Annotated in this window: 13 protein-coding genes; 12 read left to right on the top strand and 1 reads right to left on the bottom strand. The window is 71.0% G+C overall.

What is annotated here, in order from left to right; all coding sequences use genetic code 11:
* Positions 1–23: 23 nt before the first annotated feature.
* The 8 genes from ACFWY9_RS13585 (at position 24) to ACFWY9_RS13550 (ending at position 11,905) form a co-directional block, all read left to right on the top strand.
* Positions 24–4,331: a beta-ketoacyl synthase N-terminal-like domain-containing protein gene (locus tag ACFWY9_RS13585; RefSeq protein WP_378339008.1), complete on the top strand. Its 4,308-nt coding sequence runs from the start codon at positions 24–26 to the stop codon at positions 4,329–4,331.
* Entirely contained in the window at positions 4,328–4,651 is a 324-nt protein-coding gene (locus ACFWY9_RS13580; RefSeq protein WP_378338972.1) for an acyl carrier protein, read from the top strand. Before ACFWY9_RS13585 ends, ACFWY9_RS13580 begins: the two co-directional genes overlap by 4 nt.
* Positions 4,648–5,442, top strand: coding sequence for an alpha/beta fold hydrolase (locus tag ACFWY9_RS13575; RefSeq protein ID WP_378338971.1), 795 nt, complete (start codon positions 4,648–4,650; stop codon positions 5,440–5,442). Before ACFWY9_RS13580 ends, ACFWY9_RS13575 begins: the two co-directional genes overlap by 4 nt.
* Positions 5,442–6,632 (top strand): glycosyltransferase, encoded by a 1,191-nt coding sequence (locus tag ACFWY9_RS13570; protein ID WP_378338970.1) that lies wholly within the window; start codon positions 5,442–5,444, stop codon positions 6,630–6,632. The genes ACFWY9_RS13575 and ACFWY9_RS13570 overlap by 1 nt, the downstream gene beginning before the upstream one ends.
* 16 nt (positions 6,633–6,648) lie before the next feature.
* Positions 6,649–7,545 carry an SDR family NAD(P)-dependent oxidoreductase gene (locus tag ACFWY9_RS13565; protein WP_378323419.1) on the top strand — a complete coding sequence of 299 codons (897 nt, stop codon included), beginning with the start codon at positions 6,649–6,651 and terminating at the stop codon, positions 7,543–7,545.
* Positions 7,546–7,586: 41 nt separating this feature from the next.
* A complete protein-coding gene (locus ACFWY9_RS13560) occupies positions 7,587–9,632 on the top strand; it encodes an MDR family MFS transporter (RefSeq protein WP_378323418.1) in 2,046 nt (681 codons plus the stop codon).
* Between the two features lie 44 nt (positions 9,633–9,676).
* Positions 9,677–10,621: a non-homologous end-joining DNA ligase gene (gene ligD, locus ACFWY9_RS13555; RefSeq protein ID WP_378323417.1), complete on the top strand. Its 945-nt coding sequence runs from the start codon at positions 9,677–9,679 to the stop codon at positions 10,619–10,621.
* Between the two features lie 63 nt (positions 10,622–10,684).
* Entirely contained in the window at positions 10,685–11,905 is a 1,221-nt protein-coding gene (locus ACFWY9_RS13550) for a sulfite oxidase (RefSeq protein ID WP_378323416.1), read from the top strand.
* A 90-nt stretch (positions 11,906–11,995) separates the two neighbouring features.
* On the opposite strand, the gene ACFWY9_RS13545 is transcribed toward ACFWY9_RS13550, so the two are convergent.
* Positions 11,996–14,893, bottom strand: coding sequence for an ATP-binding protein (locus ACFWY9_RS13545; protein WP_378323414.1), 2,898 nt, complete (start codon positions 14,891–14,893; stop codon positions 11,996–11,998).
* 598 nt (positions 14,894–15,491) lie between these two features.
* Here ACFWY9_RS13545 and ACFWY9_RS13540 point away from each other — a divergent pair.
* From ACFWY9_RS13540 to ACFWY9_RS13525, 4 genes are all read left to right on the top strand, one after another.
* Positions 15,492–16,241 (top strand): phosphatidylserine decarboxylase, encoded by a 750-nt coding sequence (locus ACFWY9_RS13540; RefSeq protein WP_378323413.1) that lies wholly within the window; start codon positions 15,492–15,494, stop codon positions 16,239–16,241.
* On the top strand, positions 16,238–17,218 hold the full coding sequence (locus tag ACFWY9_RS13535; protein ID WP_378323412.1) for a dimethylarginine dimethylaminohydrolase family protein: 981 nt from the start codon (positions 16,238–16,240) through the stop codon (positions 17,216–17,218). Before ACFWY9_RS13540 ends, ACFWY9_RS13535 begins: the two co-directional genes overlap by 4 nt.
* Positions 17,219–17,358: 140 nt before the next feature.
* Entirely contained in the window at positions 17,359–19,179 is a 1,821-nt protein-coding gene (locus tag ACFWY9_RS13530; protein ID WP_378323410.1) for an ABC transporter ATP-binding protein, read from the top strand.
* Complete coding sequence (locus tag ACFWY9_RS13525) at positions 19,176–20,177, top strand: agmatine/peptidylarginine deiminase (protein ID WP_378323409.1); 1,002 nt, start codon at positions 19,176–19,178, stop codon at positions 20,175–20,177. The genes ACFWY9_RS13530 and ACFWY9_RS13525 overlap by 4 nt, the downstream gene beginning before the upstream one ends.
* Positions 20,178–20,185 lie beyond the last annotated feature (8 nt).

The following is a 20,185-nucleotide window of genomic DNA, read 5'->3' as shown; positions in this document are numbered from 1 at the left end:
CGGACCCGGTCGCGATCGTGGGGATGTCGGTGCTACTGCCCGGCGCCCCCGACCTCGGCACGTACTGGCGGAACCTCGCCGGCGGTGTCGACGCCATCACCACCGTGCCGCCCGATCGCTGGGACGCGGTCCACTACGCCCCGGACGAGCCGTCGCGGGCGGACCGGATCTACTGCAGGCGCGGTGGTTTCGTCGGCGAACTGGCCGAAGTGGACGTCACGGGATTCGGGATCATGCCGAACTCCGTGCCCGCGACCGAGCCCGACCAGCTGATCGCGTTGCGGGTCGCCGCGGAGGCCATCGCCGACGCGGGCGGTCCGGAGCGGCTGCCCGCGCAACGGGCGAAGGCCGGGGTGATCCTCGGCCGCGGCGGCTACCTCACTCCCGGCCTGGTGCGGCTCGACCAGCGCGTCCGCACGGCCACCCAGCTGGTCCACACGCTGAGCGAGCTGCTGCCCGATCTCGGCGCCGATCGGCTCGACGAGGTACGGGAAGCGTTCACCGCCCGGCTCGGACCGGAGGCGCCGGAGTCCGCGATCGGGCTCGTGCCGAACCTGGCCGCGTCGCGGCTGGCGAACCGGCTCGACCTGCGCGGCCCGGCGTACACGGTGGACGCCGCGTGCGCGTCGTCGCTCATCGCCGTCGATCACGCGATCCGGGAACTCCACAGTGGACGGTGCGACGTCGTGCTGGCCGGTGGGGTGCACCATTGCCACGACGTCACGTTCTGGAGTGTGTTCAACCAGCTCGGCGCGCTGTCGCCGAGCGAGCGGATCCGGCCGTTCCACCGCGACGCGGACGGTGTGCTGATCGGCGAGGGCACCGGCGTCGTCGTCCTCAAGCGGCTCGCCGACGCCGAGCGCGAGGGCGACCGGGTGTACGCGGTGATCACCGGGACCGGGGTGGCGAGCGACGGCCGCACCGCGAGTCTGGCCAACCCCGACACCGGCGGTCAGGTCCGCGCGGTCCGGCAGGCGTGGGAAGCCGCCGGTCTCGACCCGGCCCTGCCGGGCGCCCTGGGCCTGCTGGAGGCACACGGCACCGCGACTCCTGCGGGCGACGCGGCCGAACTAGCCACCCTGGCCGAGGTTTTCGGCAAGCCGGGGGACACCGCGGTGATCGGGTCGGTCAAGTCGATGATCGGGCACACCATGCCCGCGGCCGGGATCGCCGGGCTGATCAAGGCCGCGCTGGCCGTGCACCACGGGGTCCTGCCGCCGACGCTGCACTGCGACGATCCGCGTCCGGAGCTCGCGCGGACCCGGTTCATCCCGCTCGACGCGGCGCGTCCGTGGGAGGGCGACGGCGTGCGCCGCGCGGGCGTCAACGCGTTCGGGTTCGGCGGGATCAACGCGCACGTCGTGCTCGAACAGGCACCGGACCGCGGGGCTCCCGTCGTCTCGGTGAGTGAACCGGAGCGGGTTCTGCGGCTCGCCGTGTCCACAGTGGACGAAATGGCCGCGCTTCTGGACGGCGCCGATCAGGACGTCCTCGCCCGCGAAGGCGGGGAGGGGCCGGTCCGGCTCGGCATCGTCGCCCCGACGGCCAAGCGCCTTGCCCTGGCGAGGAAAGCGGTGGCGCGAGGCAAGGGCCTCCGCGGTCGCAACGACGTCTGGTTCGCACCGGAACCCTTGCTGCGCAGCGGAAAACTCGCGTTCGTCTTTCCGGGGCTGGAGGCCGAGTTCACGCCGAACTGTGCCGACGTCGCGCGGCACTTCGGGCTGCCATGGCAGCAGGCGGACGTCGAGGTCGGCGACATCGGCAGGCACGGCGCCGCGGTGTTCGGGCTCGGCAGGCTGCTGCACGCCGCGCTGGGACGGCTCGGCGTGACCCCGGACGCGCTGGCCGGGCACAGCCTCGGCGAATGGACGGCGATGGCGGCGGCCGGGATCCACGCCGAGGACGAGGTCGACGCGTTCCTCGCCGGGTTCGACCCGGACGCGCTGGTGGTCCCCGGTCTCTCGTTCGCCGCGATCGGCGCGTCCGCGTCCCGGGTGCTGGCCGAACTCGCCGGGCGCGAGGACGTCGTGCTGTCCCACGACAACGCGCCGAACCAGGCGATGCTCTGCGGGCCCGCGGACGAGGTCGGCGAGCTGGTCGGCCGGTTCCGGGACCAGGGCGTGCTCGCGCAGGTGCTGCCGTTCCGGTCCGGGTTCCACACCCCGATGCTGCGGCCGTACCTCGGCCCGATCCGGGAGGGCGCGGAACGGCTGAGCCTCAACCCGGCCCGGCTGCCGGTGTGGTCGGCCACCACGGTGTCGCCATACCCGGCGGACGCGGCGGCGGTGCGGGACCTGTTCGTCCGGCACCTGCTGGAACCCGTGCGGTTCCGGCCATTGGTCGAGGCCATGTACGCGGCGGGCTTCCGCGGCTTCGTCCAGCTCGGCGCCGGGCAGCTCGGTTCCCTGATCGACGACACCTTGCACGGGCGCGAACACCTTGCGGTGCCGGCACATTCGCCGCAGCGTGACGGGCTCGCGCAGCTGCGACGCGTGGCCACCGCCTTGTGGGCCGACGGTCTGGACGTCGACACAGCGGCGTTGCCCGGCGGCGAGGCGGTCGCTCGACGAGGCCGGGCGGTGAAACTGGACCTCGGCGGCAAGCTGGTCTCACTGGACGAACGGACCCGGGCCCGGTTCACCATGCCCGCGCGTACCGAGTCCACTGTGGATGGACTCGACGCGCTGGCCTCGCACGGCCCGCTCGCCGCCGAGTTCTCCGCGCTGCTCAAGGACACCGCCGCGCTCGCGACGGACGTCCTCGCGCAGCGTGGCAGGCGGCCGGCACCCCGCCGCGTCGTCGCGCCCCGGGAACTGCGGACGACGCTGACCGTGTCGATCGAGACCATGCCTTACCTGCTCGACCACTGCTTCTTCCGGCAGCCCGAGCGGGCCGAGCCCGCCGATCGGTGGCCGGTGGTCCCGGCGACGACGGTGATCGAGCACCTCATGGGCTTCGCAGAACAGGCCATGCCCGGACGGCACGCCGTGGCCGTGCACGACGTACGGCTCACCCAGTGGATCACCGCGATCCCCGCCGTGACGGTCCCGGTCCGCGTGGTGCCGCAAGGACGCGACCGGGTGCTCGCGTGCTTAGAGGGATACTCGCAAGCTGTTGTCGAACTCGCGCCGGACTACGCGCGGAGCGCGCCGGAGCCGTGGCGGTTCCCGGCGTCCGAGGAGAGCGAGCCCGAGCTGACCGCGGCCGAGCTGTACAGCGAACGCTGGATGTTCCACGGCCCCGGGTTCCAAGGCGTGCAGGAGCTGGTCGCGGTGGGGAAGCGGCACGTCCGCGCGGTGCTGACGACACCGGCGGCGCCCGGCGCCTTGCTGGACAACGTCGGCCAGGTCCTCGGCTACTGGATCATGTCGCGGCTGCCCGAACGGAACACGGTGTTCCCGGTCGGCATGCGCGAGATCCGGTTCCACGGTCCGCATCCCGTGCCGGGGGAACGGCTGGACTGCCTGGTGCGCATCACGAACGTCACCGACGCCGAACTCGAGGCCGAGATGCAGCTCGTCCACAAAGGACAGGTGTGGGCCGAGTTCACCGGCTGGCGCGACCGGCGCTTCGACAGCAATCCGGCGATCCGCCGGGTCGATCGCCGGCCGGAGCGGTACACGCTCTCGCAGGCGCGGCCGGAGGGCTGGGCGCTGGTCCGCGAGCAGTGGCCGGACCTGGCCACCCGCGACCTGATCATGCGCAACATGCTGGCGGGCGCGGAACGCGAGGCCTACGACGCGCATCCGCCGCGCGGCAGGCGGCAGTGGCTGCTCGGGCGCATCGCGGTGAAGGACGCCGTCCGGCACTTCTTGTGGGACAACAGCTTGTGGGACTCCGGAGAAGGCGAGATCTTCCCGGCGGAACTGCGGGTCGGCAACGACAGCGCGGGACGCCCGTTCGTCACCGGTGCCTACGGGCGGACACTGCCGGAACTCACGGTGTCGCTGGCGCATCGCGGCGACGTCGGCGTGGCGATCGCGCGGCCGTGGCCGTGCGGGATCGACGTCGAAGAGGTCGCGCCGAAGGCCGCGTCCACACTGGCGGTGGCGTTCGGCGAGGCGGAGCGGGCGCTCTTCGACGAGGTGTCCGCGGACGATCCCGACCGCTGGTTCGCCCGGTTCTGGACCGCGAAGGAAGCCGTCGCGAAGCTCCGCGGTACCGGATTGCGGGGCGAACCACGGGACTTCGAGGTCGTCGAAGCGGCGCCGGAACGGTTGACGGTCCGTGCGGGCGGGCGGGACTACCCGGTGCGCTGCCGCGACGTCGAACACGCGCCGCGCGCGTACGTCGTGGCTTGGACGGAAGAAGAAAAGGAGACAGAGCTGTGAGCATCGAGACGGCGCGTCCGGAGACGGCCGCGGAAGAGGCGACCGTGCTGGCGGACCTCGCCACCATGCTGCGGGGACTGCTGGACGAGTACGGGCTGGACGACGCCGAGATCACGATGGACACCACCTTCCACGACGACCTCGAACTGGAGAGCGTCGACCTCGTCGCGCTGTCCGGCCAGCTGCGCGAGCACTACGGCGAGCGGGTCAACTTCGCGACGTTCATCGCCGAACGCGATCTGGAGGAGATCATCGCGCTGACCGTGGGCGAACTCGTCCGGTACATCGTCACGTCGCTGCGTGTCGCGGGAACGCCGTGAGCAAGGTCCGCGCGGGCGAACTGGACGTCCATGTCCAGCGGCTGTCCCCGCCCGACACCGAGGCACCGATCCTGGTGTGCGTCCACGGATTGCTGACCGACAGCCTCGCCAGCTACTACTTCACCCTCGGGCCCGCGTTCGCGGAGCGGGGGATCGACGTCGTGATGTACGACCTGCGCGGGCACGGCCGCACGACCCGGCCCGGCTCCGGTTACCGGCTCGAACGGTTCGTCGAGGATCTGGACGCGCTGCTCGACGCGCTCGGTATCACCCGCCCGGTGCACGTCGTGGGCAACTCCTTCGGTGGTTCGGTCGCGTTCGGACTCGCCGCCGCCCGCCCGGACCGCGTCGCCAGCGTCATCGCGATCGAGGCCGAACCGCCCACTCCATTGTGGACCCAGCACATGGCCGACGGCCTGGCGGACGCGAAGAACCGGCTCGCCATCGACGGCGCGTTCGAGTGGATCGCGGCGAACCACGGCGCCCACACCGCCCGGCTTTCGAAGTCGGCGAACAAGATCCTCCAGGCCACGACGATCGCCGAGGACATCCCGCTCAGCCGTACCATCGACCCGGACCTTTCGGCGGTGCGCTGCCCGGTGCTGGCGGTGTTCGGCGGCGACTCGGGGTTGTCGGACCAAGTCCCGCAGCTCGAAGCGAGCCTGACGCACTGCCGGACGCTGGTGCTGCCGGACCAGGGGCATTCGGTGCTCGTGGAACGCACCGCGGAGACGATCGACGCGATTCTCGAGTGGGTCCACGAGACCAGCCGGGCAGCGGTGGAAGCGTAGTGGCCCGGTTCCTCTTCGTCGTCCCGCCCCTGACCGGACACGTCAACCCGGCCGTGGGAGTCGCGGCCGAACTGGCCGCGCGCGGCCATCACGTGGCCTGGGCGGGGCACGAAACGGTGCTGCGCAAGCTCGCCGGGCACGGCGCGGAGATCTTCGGCTGCGCGATCCCCGAGACCGAACCCGTGCGGGCCCCGGATCTTAAAGGCCCGGCCGCGCTGCGGTTCCTGTGGGAGGACTTCCTGATCCCGCTGGCCGACGCGATGGCGCCCGGCGTGCACGCCGCGATCGACGCCTTCGGCCCGCACGTCGTGGTCGCCGATCAGCAGGCGCTCGCGGGCGGGCTCATCGCCGACGCGTGCGGGCTGGCGTGGGCGACCTCGGCGACGACGTCGGCCGAGCTGATCGACCCGCTCGCCGGGATGCCCAAGGTCGCCGCGTGGGTCGACGAACTGCTCACCGGGCTGCGGGCCCGTATCGCGGGCGGCAGGGGTGCGGCGGACCCGCGGTTCTCCCCGCACGGCGTCCTCGCGTTCACCACCCGGCGGCTCCTCGGCGCGGCCGAGCTGCCGCCCGCGGTGTGGCTGGTCGGCCCGTCGCTCACCGCCCGTCCGTCCACAACGGACTTCCCATGGGAGTGGCTCGACCCGGCGACGCCCACCGTGCTCGTCACCCTCGGGACCGCGAACGCCGACGCCGCGGCGGGATTCCTCACCGCGGCCGCCGACGCGTTCGACGGCATGGACCGCCGGGCGGTGCTCGTGGACCCCGGCGGCGTACTGGGCCCGACACCGGAGAATGTGCTGGTACGCGGCGAAGTTCCGCAGCTTCCGTTGCTGTCTCGCGTCGACGCCGTGGTGTGCCACGCCGGGCACAACACCGTCTGCGAAGCGCTGTGGCACGGCGTCCCGCTGGTGGTCGCCCCGATCCGCGACGACCAGCCGATCGTCGCCGGGCAGGTCGCCGACGCCGGTGCGGGCGTCCGGTTGCGGTTCGGCCGCTCGGACGCCGGGCGCATCGCGGCCGCCGTCGGCAAGGTCCTGACCGAGCCCGGCTACCGGCGGGCCGCCGAGGCGATCGGGCGGTCCTTCCGCACCGCCGGGGGTATCCGCGCCGCGGCGGGGCACCTCGAACAGCTGGCGTTGGAGCGGCTCAGCCGTCCGGCGCGGGAATCCGGCAGCCCCGTGCGCTGAGCGCCACACTGGGACCATGGGAGTTCTGGACGGACGATCCGTGGTGGTCACCGGAGCGGGGCAGGGACTGGGGCAGGCGTTCGCGCGGCACGCGGCGGCGGCCGGGGCCGCGGTCGTCGTCAACGACATCGACGCGGAGACGGCCGAGGAGACCGCCGAGGACATCAGGGCGGCCGGGGGACAGGCGGTCGCGTATGCCGGAGATGTGTCCGATGCCGCGTATGCGTCTTCACTGATCCAACGCTGTGTCAGCGAGTTCGGCGGGATCGGCGGCCTGGTCAACAACGCGGCGGTGAACTACCACGTCGAGCCGTGGGAGGACGACGACGCGGAGCGGACCCGCGCACTCGTCGAGACGAACGTCCTCGGGCCGCTCCACTGCGGGTCCGCCGCGTTGAAGCGGATGGTCGCCCAGCGGTCCGGGGCGATCGTGAACCTGACATCCGGATCGATGATCGGCCAGCGCGGGGCCGCCGCGTACTCGGCGTCGAAGGGCGCGGTCGCCTCGCTGACCTACTCCTGGGCGGCCGACGTCGGCGAGCACGGCGTCCGCGTGAACGCGGTGTGCCCGATCGCGTGGACGCGGATGATGCGGGAGAGCCGCAATGCGCACCTGCACGGAAATCCCGCGCTGACACCGGACCTCGTCGCGCCGCTGGTCACGTACCTGCTCAGCGACCTTTCGGCGGCGCTGAACGGTCAGGTGCTCCGGCTCGCCGACGGGCATCTGCACGTCGTCCGGCAGCCCGCGGTCAAACCGCCGGTGCTGCGCCGGGAAGTCTGGGACGTCGGGGGCATCGCGGACGCGGTGGTGGGGGAACTCGCGGTGGCGCTCGAACCACCGCCGCCGGAGCGCTGGTTCCTCGGCGGGTTCACCGCATCAGGTGATCAATCCACAGTGGAGCGGAGCTGATCCGGCCAATACGTTGAAGGCCGGACAGCCAGGAGGGTGCGATGACGACGACCGTGGACAGCGGACGGCAGGACACCGCGCCGCCGGAGCTGAGCCGCAAGCGGGTCAACGCGGTGTTCGCCGCGGTCATGCTCGGCATGCTGCTCGCGGCGCTGGACCAGACGATCGTGGGCACGGCACTGCCCACGATCGTCGGCGATCTCGGCGGCGCCGGGCACCTGTCCTGGGTGATCACCTCGTACCTGCTCGCCGAGACGATCATGACCGCGGTCGTCGGGAAGCTCGGCGACCTGTTCGGCCGCAAGCTGATGTTCCAGCTGTCGGTGATCGTGTTCACCGGCGGCTCGTTCTTCTGCGGGTTCGCGAACGACATGATCTGGCTGATCGTGGCGCGGGCGGTGCAGGGGCTGGGCGCGGGCGGGCTGATGGTCACCGCGACGGCGCTGGTGGCCGACGTCGTCCCGCTGCGTGACCGCGGCAAGTACCAGGGTGTCCTCGGCTCGGTGTTCGGCGTCGTCACGGTGCTCGGGCCGATGCTGGGCGGCCTGTTCGTCGATCACCTTTCGTGGCGGTGGGCGTTCTACGTCAACGTCCCGGTGGCGGTGATCGTGCTGATCGTCGCGGCGAGCGCGATGCCGAGCGTGAAGGCCGCGGCGAAGCCGGTGATCGACTACCTGGGCATCCTGCTCGTCGGCCTCGCCGCGACCGGGCTGACGCTGGTGACCAGCTGGGGCGGGACGCAGTACGCGTGGGACTCGCCGACGATCATCGGCATGGCCGTCGGCTCGGTGATCCTGCTGGTGCTGTTCGTCTTCGCGGAGAAACGGGCGACGGAACCGACCCTGCCGATGCGCTTGTTCCGGAACCCGGTGTTCACCGTGGCGGCGATCCTGAGTTTCGTCGTCGGGTTCGCGATGCTCGGCGCGCTGTCCTACCTGCCGACGTATCTGCAGTACGTGCACGGCATCTCGGCGACGAGTTCCGGCGTGCGGATGCTGCCGATGGTGATCGCGCTGCTGATCGCGGGCGTCTTCGCGGGAAACCTGGTCGGCAAGACAGGGCGGTACAAGATCTTCCCGATCCTCGGCGGCGTCGGCCTGACGGCCGGGCTGTACCTGCTTTCCCGGCTGACCCCGGAGAGTGGGTTCTGGGAGATGTCGGCCTACTTCGCGGTGCTGGGCCTCGGAATCGGGCTGAGCATGCAGGTGCTGGTCATCGTCGTGCAGAACACCGCCGAATACCGGGATCTGGGCGTCGCGACGTCCGGGGTGACGTTCCTGCGGTCCATGGGATCCTCGTTCGGCGCGGCCATCTTCGGCACGATCTACGCCAACCAGCTGGCCCCGAACATGGCGAAGGCGTCAGCGGAACACCCGCTGCCGCCGGGGATCAACCCGCAGGCCGTGCAGGTCCCGATCGCGCTGCACAAGCTGCCGGAGCCGGTGGCGGCGCCCTACATCCAGGCCTACAGCGATTCGATCCACTCGGTGTTCCTCTATGCCGCGCCCGTCGGTCTTGTGGCGCTGGTGCTGGCCTTCTTCCTCAAGGAAGTCCCGCTGCGCGACACCGCGCGCGCCGGCGCCCAGGACATCGGCGACGGGTTCGCGATGCCGGACCCGAGCGACCGGGACCAGGATCTGGAACGCGCGGTCGGCCGGATCCTCGCGCGCGAGGGACGGGCGGCGTCCGCCGGGGTCGTCGCGCGTTCGGGCTGCGAACTGGACCGCGGCGGACTGTGGTGCGTGGGGCAGGTACGGCTACGGGAACGCCGCGAGAAGCCGACGTCGCTGACGGTCATCGGCGAACGCTACGGCGTCCCGCCGGAGGTGTTCGAGCCCGCGTTCGCGAGGCTGGAGCTGACCGGGCACCTGACCTATCGCGGCGGCCAGTGGTCGACCACCGAACTCGGGCTCGCCGAACTCGACAAGCTCATCGGGGCCTGGAAGGACTGGCTGGCCGAGCGGCTCGAGGACTGGGGCCCCGAGGGACACGACGAACTGCACGCGGCACTCGGCCGGGTCGCCAACCGCATCCTCGACCAGGCGGCCGACGACCGCCCGCACGGCAAACACGCGGTCGCCGTCTGAAACGGGCACGGCACATCGGCCGGTTTGCGGTTACGTTCTCTTTCATGGCGAAGGATTCCGCGGTGGAGATCGAGGTCGGGCACCGGACGGTGCGGGTCTCGAATCCGGACCGGGTCTACTTCCCCGCACGCGGGGAAACCAAGCTCGACCTGGTCAACTACTACCTGTCGGTCGGGGACGGGATCGTGCGCGCGCTGCGCGAGCGGCCGTGCATGCTGCATCGGTTCCCGTCCGGCGTGGCGGGGGAGAAGGTGCACCAGAAGCGCGTCCCGCACGGCGCGCCGCCGTGGCTGGAGACGGTGCGGGTGGACTTCCCGCGCTACGGGCGGCACGCCTACGAACTGTGCGTGACGGAGCTGGCGAGCGTCGTGTGGGCGGTCCAGATGTCCACTGTGGAGTTTCACCCGTGGAACTCGCGACGCGCCGACACGGAGCGGCCCGACGAGTGGCGGATCGACCTCGACCCGATGCCGGACTGCGGCTTCGACCGGGTCCGGCGCGTCGCGCACGTCGCCCACGAGGTGCTCGACGAGCTGGGCGTGGCCGGCTGGCCCAAGACCTCGGGCGGCAGCGGCTTGCACATCTACGTCCGCATCGAGCCGCGCTGGGGATTCGCCGACGTCCGGCGAGCGGCCCTGGCCTTCGCCAAGGAGGTCGAACGCCGTGCGCCGGACGACGTGACCACGACGTGGTGGCGTAAGGATCGTGACCCGGCGATGCTGTTCGTCGACTACAACCAGAACGCCAGGGATCACACGATCGCCAGCGCCTATTCGGTCCGCGGCGTGCCCGAGGGCACGGTGTCCACCCCGATCCGCTGGGACGAGATCGACGACGTCGAACCCGGCGACTGCACCATCGCGACCGTGCCCGCGCGCTTCGCCGAGCTGGGCGACCTCCACGCGGGGATCGACGACACGGCCTATTCGCTGGACACCCTCCTGGAGTGGGCCGATCGCGACGGTCTCGACGAGCAGCAAGACTCCTGAGTGCTGTCTCGCCAGATGGACGGAGACGACAGCGGGGTGGAGCCAAGGGCATCGTGACGTGCCATGCGGGAGACCGAGGAAACCGAGTACGACCGGAGCCGCTTGGCCGGGCTGTCGCGGCGTACCGCGTTGCGGCTGGCCGGGGTGGTGGGCGCGGCCGTCGCGGCGGGTCCACTGTGGACAGGGCGGGCCTCGGCGGCGAGCCCGATCGTGAAACCGCTGCCCGCGGACAAGTTCGTCGTCTACGGCGGTAACGCCGAGATGCGCTGGGCGTCGATGAGCGGGCAGGGCGACCTCGTCCCGATCGACCGGTTCTTCGTCCGCGATCACACCGAGACGCCGATCATCGACGCGGCGGGCTGGCGGCTGAAACTGTGGGGCAGCGGGCTGCGTGGCGCGCCGCCGGAGGATCGGCCGGTCGAGTTCGGCTACGACGATCTGCGGCGGCTGCCCTCGCGAACGGTCACCGCGCGCATCGAATGCGCGGGGAACGGCCGGAGCTTCTTCACCAGCCAGCAGGGGCAACGGGTCGAGGGCACGGCGTGGGGCCTCGGCGCGGTCGGCGTCGCGCGCTGGCGGGGCGTGCCACTCGGGACAGTGCTGCGCCGCGCCGGCCTGACCACGTCCGCGGTGGACATCCTGCCGGAGGGCCTTGACCGCGAATACGTCACGGGCGGCGTGAACCTCGGCCGGGTCCGGCGCCCGCTGCCGGTGCGCAAGGCGTTGTCGGACGTTCTGCTCGCGTACGAGATGAACGGCGAGCCCCTGCCGCCGGACCACGGTTTCCCGGTGCGGCTGGTGGTCCCGGACTGGATCGGCATCTCGTCGATCAAATGGCTCGGCCGGATCGAGGTGGCGGACCGGCCGCTGTACTCGCCGTGGAACACCCAGTACTACCGGCTCGTCGGCCCCGGCTATCCGGCCGACGGCGAACTGGTCACCCGGCAGAACACCAAGAGCGCGTTCGAGCTGCCGTGGGCGGCGATCCTCGACGGCGGCCGTGAGCATCTGCTGCGCGGCCGGTCGTGGTCGGGGACCGGGCGGGTGCGGCGCGTGGAGGTCAGCACCGACGGCGGGCGGACCTGGCGGCACACTACCCCGGTGGGCGCCGGACACGGGTGGCAGCGCTGGGCGGTTCCGTGGCGCCCGCCGGGGCCGGGCTCCTACAACGTCCGCGCGCGGGCCACGGATTCGAGCGGCGTCACCCAGCCCGACGTCGCGCCGTACAACACCCAGGGCTACCTGTTCGGCGCGGTCGTCGCGCATCCGGTCACGGTCACGTGATCGCCTCGGGGTCCCGGTGCCGTGAAGGCCTCCTTCACAGCGCTGAGCGCCGGTAAGGAGGCCTTCACGGCGTGACGGACCGGGGAGTGGTTACCGCAGGCCGGGCAGGCCCGCGGCGTAGTCGACGAGGGCGGCGCGGTCGGCACGCTGGGCCTTGGCCATCAGGCTCGCGACGTGTTTCTCGACCGTGCGGGGCGAGATGTGCAGGCGTTTCGCGATGTCCTTGTTGCCCAGCCGGTCGGCGACCAGCACCAGGACCTCGTACTCCCGGACGGTGATCCCCGCGGCGCGCAGATCGTCGGGCACCCGGTCGATGCCCGTACGGCGTTGCCGGACCCGGGCGCCGATGCCGCGCAGCAGGCCGCGGCAGGCGCTGGCGACGGCGGGGATTCCGGCGGTGTGGAAGTATTCCTCGGCTTCCTTGAGCCAGGTCACGGGCTCGCCCCAGCCGTCGGCGGCGGCGCAGGCGGCCACCAGGCGCAGTGCGAGATGCCGGGCCACCGGGTACAGCTCGGCGGCTTCCAGCGCGCGGGCCGCGGCGGCGTTCGCGTCCTCGGCGCGGCCGAGCCGTCCGAGCCGGACCGCTTCGGCGAGCTGCGCGAACTGACGGTTCCAGCGCAGCCCGCCCGCCGCCGAGCCGGAGTCCACTTCGGACGGAGCCGCGTCCGCCACCGCTTCGACCAGCAGTCGCAGGCCGTGCTGGCCCGCGAGGTGGAACCGGCTGGGCTTGTGTTCCTCCAAAGTGGACACCTGACGCAGCTCGTCGCGGGCGCGGTCGAAGTCCTCCTCCAGCAGCGAGCAGAGCACCCGTCCCATCCCGATGCTGAGCACCCGCTCCTGCGCGTCTTCGCCGCCCGCGGCGCGGAAGTCGTCGAGGGCCCGCTCCATGCCCGCCCGGTCGGCCTGGTGGGCGGCGAGCACGGCACGCACCATCAGGGCGTACTGCAGCAGCGCGGTGAGCTTGAGCCGGGCGATCACCGGCTGGTTCGCTTCCAGCAGCTCCCGCGCCCGGGCGAAGTCGGTGCGCATCACGGCGTGGATGGCGCGGACGACGGCGACCGCGCAGCTCAGGGTGATCGCGCCGGTGCGGGCGGCCTCGGCCCCGGCGAGTTCGAGGATGGTCTCGTCGCCGTCCGCGATCATGCCCTGCCCGCCGTGCCGGACGAGGACCTGGACCCGCAGATGGTGCAGCCCGTGTTCCTCGGCGACGCGCCGGGCCCGCCGCAGGTACCGGAAGGCCTCCTCGGTGTCGCGCTCGATCGTGATCATGCCGAGCACCTGGAGCGCCTGGCAGGCGACGAACGGCGAATCGGCGCGTTCGGCGATCCGCCACGCCTGCGCCGCGAGCCGCTCGGCACGGAGCGTGTGATCGCGCCCCGGGACGTCGAGCCACAGATTGGCCTCCACCGCGTCGATCGCCGCACACTGCTCATCGCGCATGTCCGGGCCCAGCGGGGCACGGGCACGGTCGAGCTGGCCGAGGCATTCGTCGTGCCGCCCGGCGACGTAGGCGGCCCAGGCGAGCTGGGTGTGCAGGTGCGCCACCTGGTCGAGGGTGCCGACCTCGGCGAACCGGTCGGCCAGCCGGACCGCGCGATCGAACTGCCCGGTCTGGCCCAGCGCGCGCAACAGGGTTTCGAGGACGTCCGCCCTGGCGGCCGCGCCGGCGGTGCCGAGCAGGTCCAGCGCCTTGGACAGCAAGGACACCGCCGAATCCGCCGCCCCGGCTTCGAGCGCGCGCCGCCCGGCTTCGGTGAACAGCGCCCCGGCGCCCGGTTCGTCCATCGCGGTCAGCCGGAGTGAGCCGGCCAGCGCGCAGAGTTCGCCGGGCAACCCGGGAAACTGCTCCTCGAGCACTTCGGCCGCGGAGCGGGCGAGCCGGGCCTTGGTGGCGGGGACGAGGCGGGCGAGCAGCGCTTCGGTGGTGAGCGGATGCCGGAAGGCGTACCAGCCGGGACTGCTTTCGTCGGTGGTGACCAGATGCGCCGACACCGCGGCGCCGAGGTGATTGTGGAGGGTCCGATCGTCCATTCCGGTCACGGCCTGGACCACCGAAAGCGGGAAACGGTGCCCGAGGACGGCCGCGACCGACAGCAGCGTCTCGGCGTCGCCGCCCAGCTGGTCGACGCGGGAACCGACACTGTTCACCAGCGCCGCGGGCACCCTGGCGCGCAGCTCGCCGCTGGTGCGCCAGCCGTCCTTGCCCGCGACGAGGACCCCGTCGGTGAGCATCCCGTGCAGGAGTTCCTCGACCACGAAGGGGATTCCCGCGCTGTTGCGCCACAGCAGTTCGGTCGCGGCGTCGGGCAGTTTCGCCGGCTCGGTCTCCAGACAGGCGGCCGCGAGCCGCCTGGTGTCCTCGGGGCCGAGCCGGTCGAGTTCGAGCAGGACGCAGCTCCGGCGCCGGGCCGCGGAGGTCACCAGCCCGAGGGCGTCCGACGGGTCACTGCGCAGCGTGCCGACCAGCAGGACCGGGCTGGAAGCCAAGTTGTCGACGAGGTATTCGAGGATGAACAGCGTTTCGGCGTCGGCGTCCTGGAGGTCGTCGAGCACGACGAGGCAACCGCGCTCGCGCCCGGTGACGGCGAGGAGCCGGTACACGGCCTCGGCGAGGACGACGAGCGAACCGTTGTCGTGCGGGCGGTCGCCGTCCCGCCAGTCGGGGACGAGCTGGGCGAGCACCGGGATGAACGGGCCGAGCTCCGGGTCAGGGGGCGGGCAGCCGCCGCGGAAGCAGGAGAGCAGGGCCTCGGTCAGCGGGCGGAAGGGCACCATCGGGCCGATCGAGCTGGCCCGCCCGCGCAGTACCGGCATCTCCGCGGCGAGCGCGCGAGCGGCGGTTTCGGCGGCGAGCCGGGACTTGCCGATCCCGCCTTCCCCGGTCAGGAAGATCGCGCCCCCGTGCCCGGACCCGGCGGAGTCCAGCGCATGGGCGAGGTCGCCGAGTTCGCTCTCCCGGCCGATCACCCGCGATGAACGAAGCGCCACGGGAGCGACTATAGCGATCATCGGCCGTGGCGACGGTGACGCAGGGTGCCGTCGCCGCCGGACAGGACAGCCGGACAGCACGTACGGCCGTCGTGGTGGCGTCCCCGGTATCGGCGCGGGTTTCGTCCGGTACCGCCGCTTTCGCACTTCGCGGAAAATCTTCCGGATATGTGTAACGAAATCGCATGCGCGTATCCGAGGAGTGACGTCGACGCCTTTTGCCCAGTTCACGACGCGTTTCGTGCGCGGCGGCACGAAATGTTCGCGTGATGTACACGTATGGTGTGTCCCTGTCCCGGACAGGGGCGTCAGGGTGTTTTTGCCGGTACGCGGATCGACGGTGTGTGCGATGAGGTCTGTGGGACGGCGGTGTGATCAGACGAATGGACCCTTTCCGCTCATCTTCGCGATGCAGTAGGGTGATCGGCGGCGGGGGCCGGATCCGGCCATCCGGGGCGCATGGCCACGTTTCGCCTTGGTACGCATCAGGTCTTGCCGGGCCTCGTCTTTCTTCGTCCTCTGTTCACCGTCGCCGCGCGGGCTTTCGAACGAGTACGTCCCCGTGGCGGCGAGAGCCACGTGATGGAGTTGCGAAAATATGGCGAAGTCTCTGGAAGAATGGATCGAAACAGATGTGCGCGCGGTACAGGACAAATCGTTGTCCTGGCTGTCCCAGTACTACTTCTTTCGTGATCCGACCCGGCCCGCCTACATCGACCCCTATTATTTCTTCTCGCCCGCCGACGGGGTCATCCTCTATCAGGAGGTCGTCGAGCCGGGCGACTGCCTGGTCGACATCAAGGGGAAGCCGTATTCCCTGCGGGACGCGCTGCGCGATCCCTCCTACGACAGGACGAGCCTGGTCATCGGCATCTTCATGACCTTCTTCGACGTGCACGTCAACCGGGTGCCCTACTCCGGGCGGCTCTCCTACCGGGAGCTCGACTCGATCGACACGTTGAACCTCCCGATGCTCGCGGTGGAGAAGGAACTGGTGGAGGAGCTCCGGATCGCGACGGGGGACGCCGAGTACCTGCACAACAACCAGCGCGTGGTCAACAGGTTCGACAACGCGGATCTGAACGGGCCGTACTACGTCCTGCAGATCGCCGACTACGACGTCGACTCGATCACTCCCTTCGAACTGAAACAGAATCAGCCGGTCTCCCAGGGAGATCGCTTTTCGCAGATCCGGTACGGCTCCCAGGTGGACCTGGTGATCCCCGTGTCGGATCGCTACGACCTCACGCCGCTGCAGCGGACGGGTGACCACGTCGAGGGCGGCGTCGACCCGCTGGTTCGGATCACGGACCGGGACACCTCCGAAGCGGAAGGAGCGGCGAGATGACGTCGACGACCACCCCGGCCCCCGCGGGACCCGCCACGGGAACCGGGCCGGACCGGCCCGCGGCCAACCCGACCCAGCTGCAGCGTCCGGCGTTCCTGCTCAACGCGCCCTTCTCCTACCGGACCGAGGTGGCGAACAACATCTGGATGGAGGAGCTGGCGGAGGCCGAACGGGTTCCGGACACCAGGAAGGCGATGACCCAGTTCCTCGAACTGTACGGCTTCCTCGCCGGCGACGCGCTGGTCTACGTCCTGCCGACCCCGCGGACCGACGGCCTGCAGGACCTGGTGTTCACCGCGAACCTCGGGATCGTGCTGGAACACCTGCCGGACAAGGACACCGTGGTCGTGTCGAATTTCGCCTCGGTGCCGCGGCGTGGGGAGACCGCGGTCGGCGTCCCGTTCTTCGAGTCGATGGGGTACCGGACCTTCGTGCCGGAGACCTGGTTCGAGGGGGAGGCCGAGCTGAAGCACCTCCACGACAACGTCTACGTCGGCGGGTACGGACAGCGTTCCCAGCGGGAGACCTACGACTGGATGGAACGCGAGTTCGACATGAAGGTCGTCAAACTCGAATCGACCGACCGGTATCTCTACCACCTCGACTGCACCGTATTCCCGATCACCAGGGAACAGACACTGGTGTGCACCGAAATGTACGAGGAGGACGAGATCGCCGAACTCGAACAGTACACCGAGATCATCGACGTCAGCGCGGATCTGTGCTATGCCGGTATCTGCAACTCGGTGCGGCTGCACAACACGATCCTCAACGCCTCGCACATCCACGATCTGAAGGTGGGGACCGAGGACTACCAGTCCGAGATCGGCAAGAACCGCGCACTGGAGGATATCGCCGGAAACCTGGCCTTCGAGCTGAGTTTGATCAACCTCAGTGAGTACCACAAGGGCGGCGCGCTGCTCTCGTGCATGGTGCTGCACCTCAACCGCTATTCCTACGCGTTCCAGCTGATCTGAAGACGCGCGCCGATCGTGCCGCCCGGCCGGAATCGGCCCGGCGGCACGGCCGACGTGCCGAACGGGGAATCGCGTTCGCGGGACGAAACCTTGTGGTGCCCTTTCCCGGCTCCTCCGTGCGTTTCGCGCGCGGACTTCGTGTGATCGAGGAGATCGTCGTGCAGGCACCGCCGCACCCCGAAACGGAATCCGAATCCGAAACCACCGCGGAACCCGGTACGCACCGCAAGGCGCTGCGGGTGCTCTGGCATTATCTGAAACCCGTTCGCCCCCTGCTCATCGGCCTGTTGTTCCTGGAACTGGTCGCGCACGGCGCCACCCTGGTGCAACCGCTGGTCGCCCGCTGGGTGATGGAGCATCTGGAGGAGGGCAGCCGCGGGCTGATCGGGCCCGTGGTGATGCTCGCCGGGATCGCGCTCGTCGGCATGGTGCTGTCCTGGGTCTGCACCTTCCTCCTCGGGCGGACGGGCATGGGACTCGTCCGGGACATGCGCCGCCGGCTGACCCGGCGGGTGCTGGCCGGGACCGTCGCCGCGGTGGAACGCCGCCCGGTGGGCGACTTCCTTTCGCGGGTCGGCAGCGACACCACGTTGTTGCAGGAGACCGTCGGCGGCGCGGTCATCAACGCCGCGGCCGCGCCGGTGGCGGTGCTCGCCGCGATCGTCCTGATGGGCACGATCGACCTCGGTATGCTCGGCCTGGTCGTCGGGCTGTTCGCGGTCACGACCTTCGGCGAGAAGTTCGCGCTGCGGCGGGTGGGCGAGGCCGTCGAGCAGGAACAGGCCAGGGTCGCGTCGATGACCTCGGCGCTGCAACGGGTACTGATCGCCTTCCGCACGGTCAAGGCGTCCGGCACCGAGCGGGCGGAGGAACACCGGATCGGGTCGGAGGCCGACGCCGCCTATCGCGCCGGGGTGCGGTCGGTGCGCGCGGAGGCCTGGGTCGAGGTGATCGCGGGCGCGTCGGTGGACCTGACCTTCCTGATCGTGCTCGCCGTCGGCGCCACGCGGGTGGCCGACGGCACCCTCGGCGTCGGCGATCTGGTCGCCTTCCTGCTGTATCTGATGTATCTGCACGAGCCTGTCGAGTCCGTGTTCCACGCCGCGTCGGAGATCTCCGAGGGACTGGCGGCCGTGCGCCGGGTGGAGGAACTCCGGGACCTGCCGACCGAGCGTCCCCGGCCCGCGTCGACCGCTTTGGTGCGGATACCGGACGGCCCGCCGGAGGTGCGCTGCGAAGGGGTGTGGTTCGGGTACCGGGACCAGCCCGTGCTCCGCGATGTCGGGTTCGTCGCTCCGGTCGGGCTCACGGTGCTCGTGGGTACCTCCGGCGCGGGCAAGACGACGCTGCTGAGCCTGATGGAGCGGTTCGCCGACGTGGACAAGGGCAGGGTGCTGCTCAACGGCGTGGACGTGCGGGAGCTGGACCGCGCCGAGCTGCGCCATCGGATGGCCTACGTCCAGCAGGAAGCGCCGCTGCTGGGCGAAACCGTGCGCGAGGCGGCGTTGTACGGCGCCGAAGGGTCCGAGGCGGAACTCCGGCGGGCGTTGCGTTCGGTGGCCTTGACGAATTGGGTGGATTCGCTGCCCGAGGGCCTCGACACGCGAGTCGGGGAGCGCGGGGTGGCGATCTCGGGTGGGCAGCGGCAGCGGCTGGCCGTCGCGCGGGCCCTGCTGCGAGGCGCGGACGTGCTGCTGCTGGACGAGGCGACGTCGCAGCTGGATGCGATCAGCGAGCGGGTGCTGCTGGATTCCCTTGCCCACGAGGCACGCGACCGGATCGTGCTCGCGGTGACGCACCGGCTCTCGGTCGCCGTGGAGGCGGACCGCCTCGTGTTTCTGGAGGACGGCGAGGTGCGTGCGGTCGGCAGGCACGAGGAACTGCTGCGCTCGGATCCGGTGTACCGCGAACTGGTCGACGCCTCCGGAACCCGGGTCAACGGCGACCGGCCGCCCCGATGACCCGGGTCCCGGCCGAATGGGAGCCGCACAGCGCGTATGTGCTGGTGTGGCCCTGGCTGCACCGGGTGTGGGGACGGCATCTGGCCGATGTGCAGCGCGAGTTCGTCACCGTCGCACGCACGATCGCCCGGTTCGAACCCGTGCTCGTCCTCGCGCATCCCGCGGTCGCGGCGGAAGCGCGCGAACGCTGCGGCCTCGCGGTGCGGGTTGCCGAACTCGCCTGCGACGACCTGTGGGCCCGGGACACCTGCCCGGTGTTCGGGGTGGGCGAGCACGGCGCGGTGGCCGGGCTGGATCCCGGATTCGACGGCTGGGGGCGGAAGGCCGTCGCGTGGCGGCGGGATGCGGCGGTGGCGCGCAAACTGTGTGCGCTGCTCGGCGTCCCGTCCCGGCGGATGACGGCGGTGGTGGACGCCGGGGCGGTGCTCACCGACGGCGAGGGCACGCTGATCGCCGGCGAGGAGTGCCTGCTCCGCCGGAACCCGGGACGGGGCAAGGAAGAACTGACCCGGATCGTGGCGGAGGCCTACGGCGCCGAGGTGGTGATATGGCTGCCACACGGCCTTTTCGGGGACGAGACGGACGGGCATGTCGACGGTGTGGCGGCGTTCCTCGCACCGGGGCGGGTGCTCGCGCAGACCGGGAAGGACTGCGGTGAGCCGGACGAGGGACGGCTGGCGCGCAATCTCGACGTGCTGCGCGCGAGCACCGACGCGCGCGGGCGCCGGCTGGAGGTCGTGGAGATCCCCCAGTACCCGGAGATCTACCTGGGGGACGAGGCCATCGCGTTGAACTACGTGAACTTCGCCCTGCCCACCGGCGCCGTCGTGGTGCCGGTGGGCGGTGTCCCCGAGGACGAGGCCGCGCTCGCGATGTTCGAGACGGAGTTTCCCGGCCGCGAGGTCGTCGGCGTTCCCGCCCGCACCCTCGCCTGGGGCGGGGGCGGCATCCGCTGCCTGACCCAGCCGATCCCCGCGCACCTGCCGGTGCCGGGGTGAAAAGCCGT

Origin of the sequence: Amycolatopsis sp. NPDC059027, assembly GCF_042739735.1 — a bacterium.
Taxonomy (GTDB): domain Bacteria; phylum Actinomycetota; class Actinomycetes; order Mycobacteriales; family Pseudonocardiaceae; genus Amycolatopsis.
This window is presented reverse-complemented; position numbering and strand designations above follow the sequence as displayed.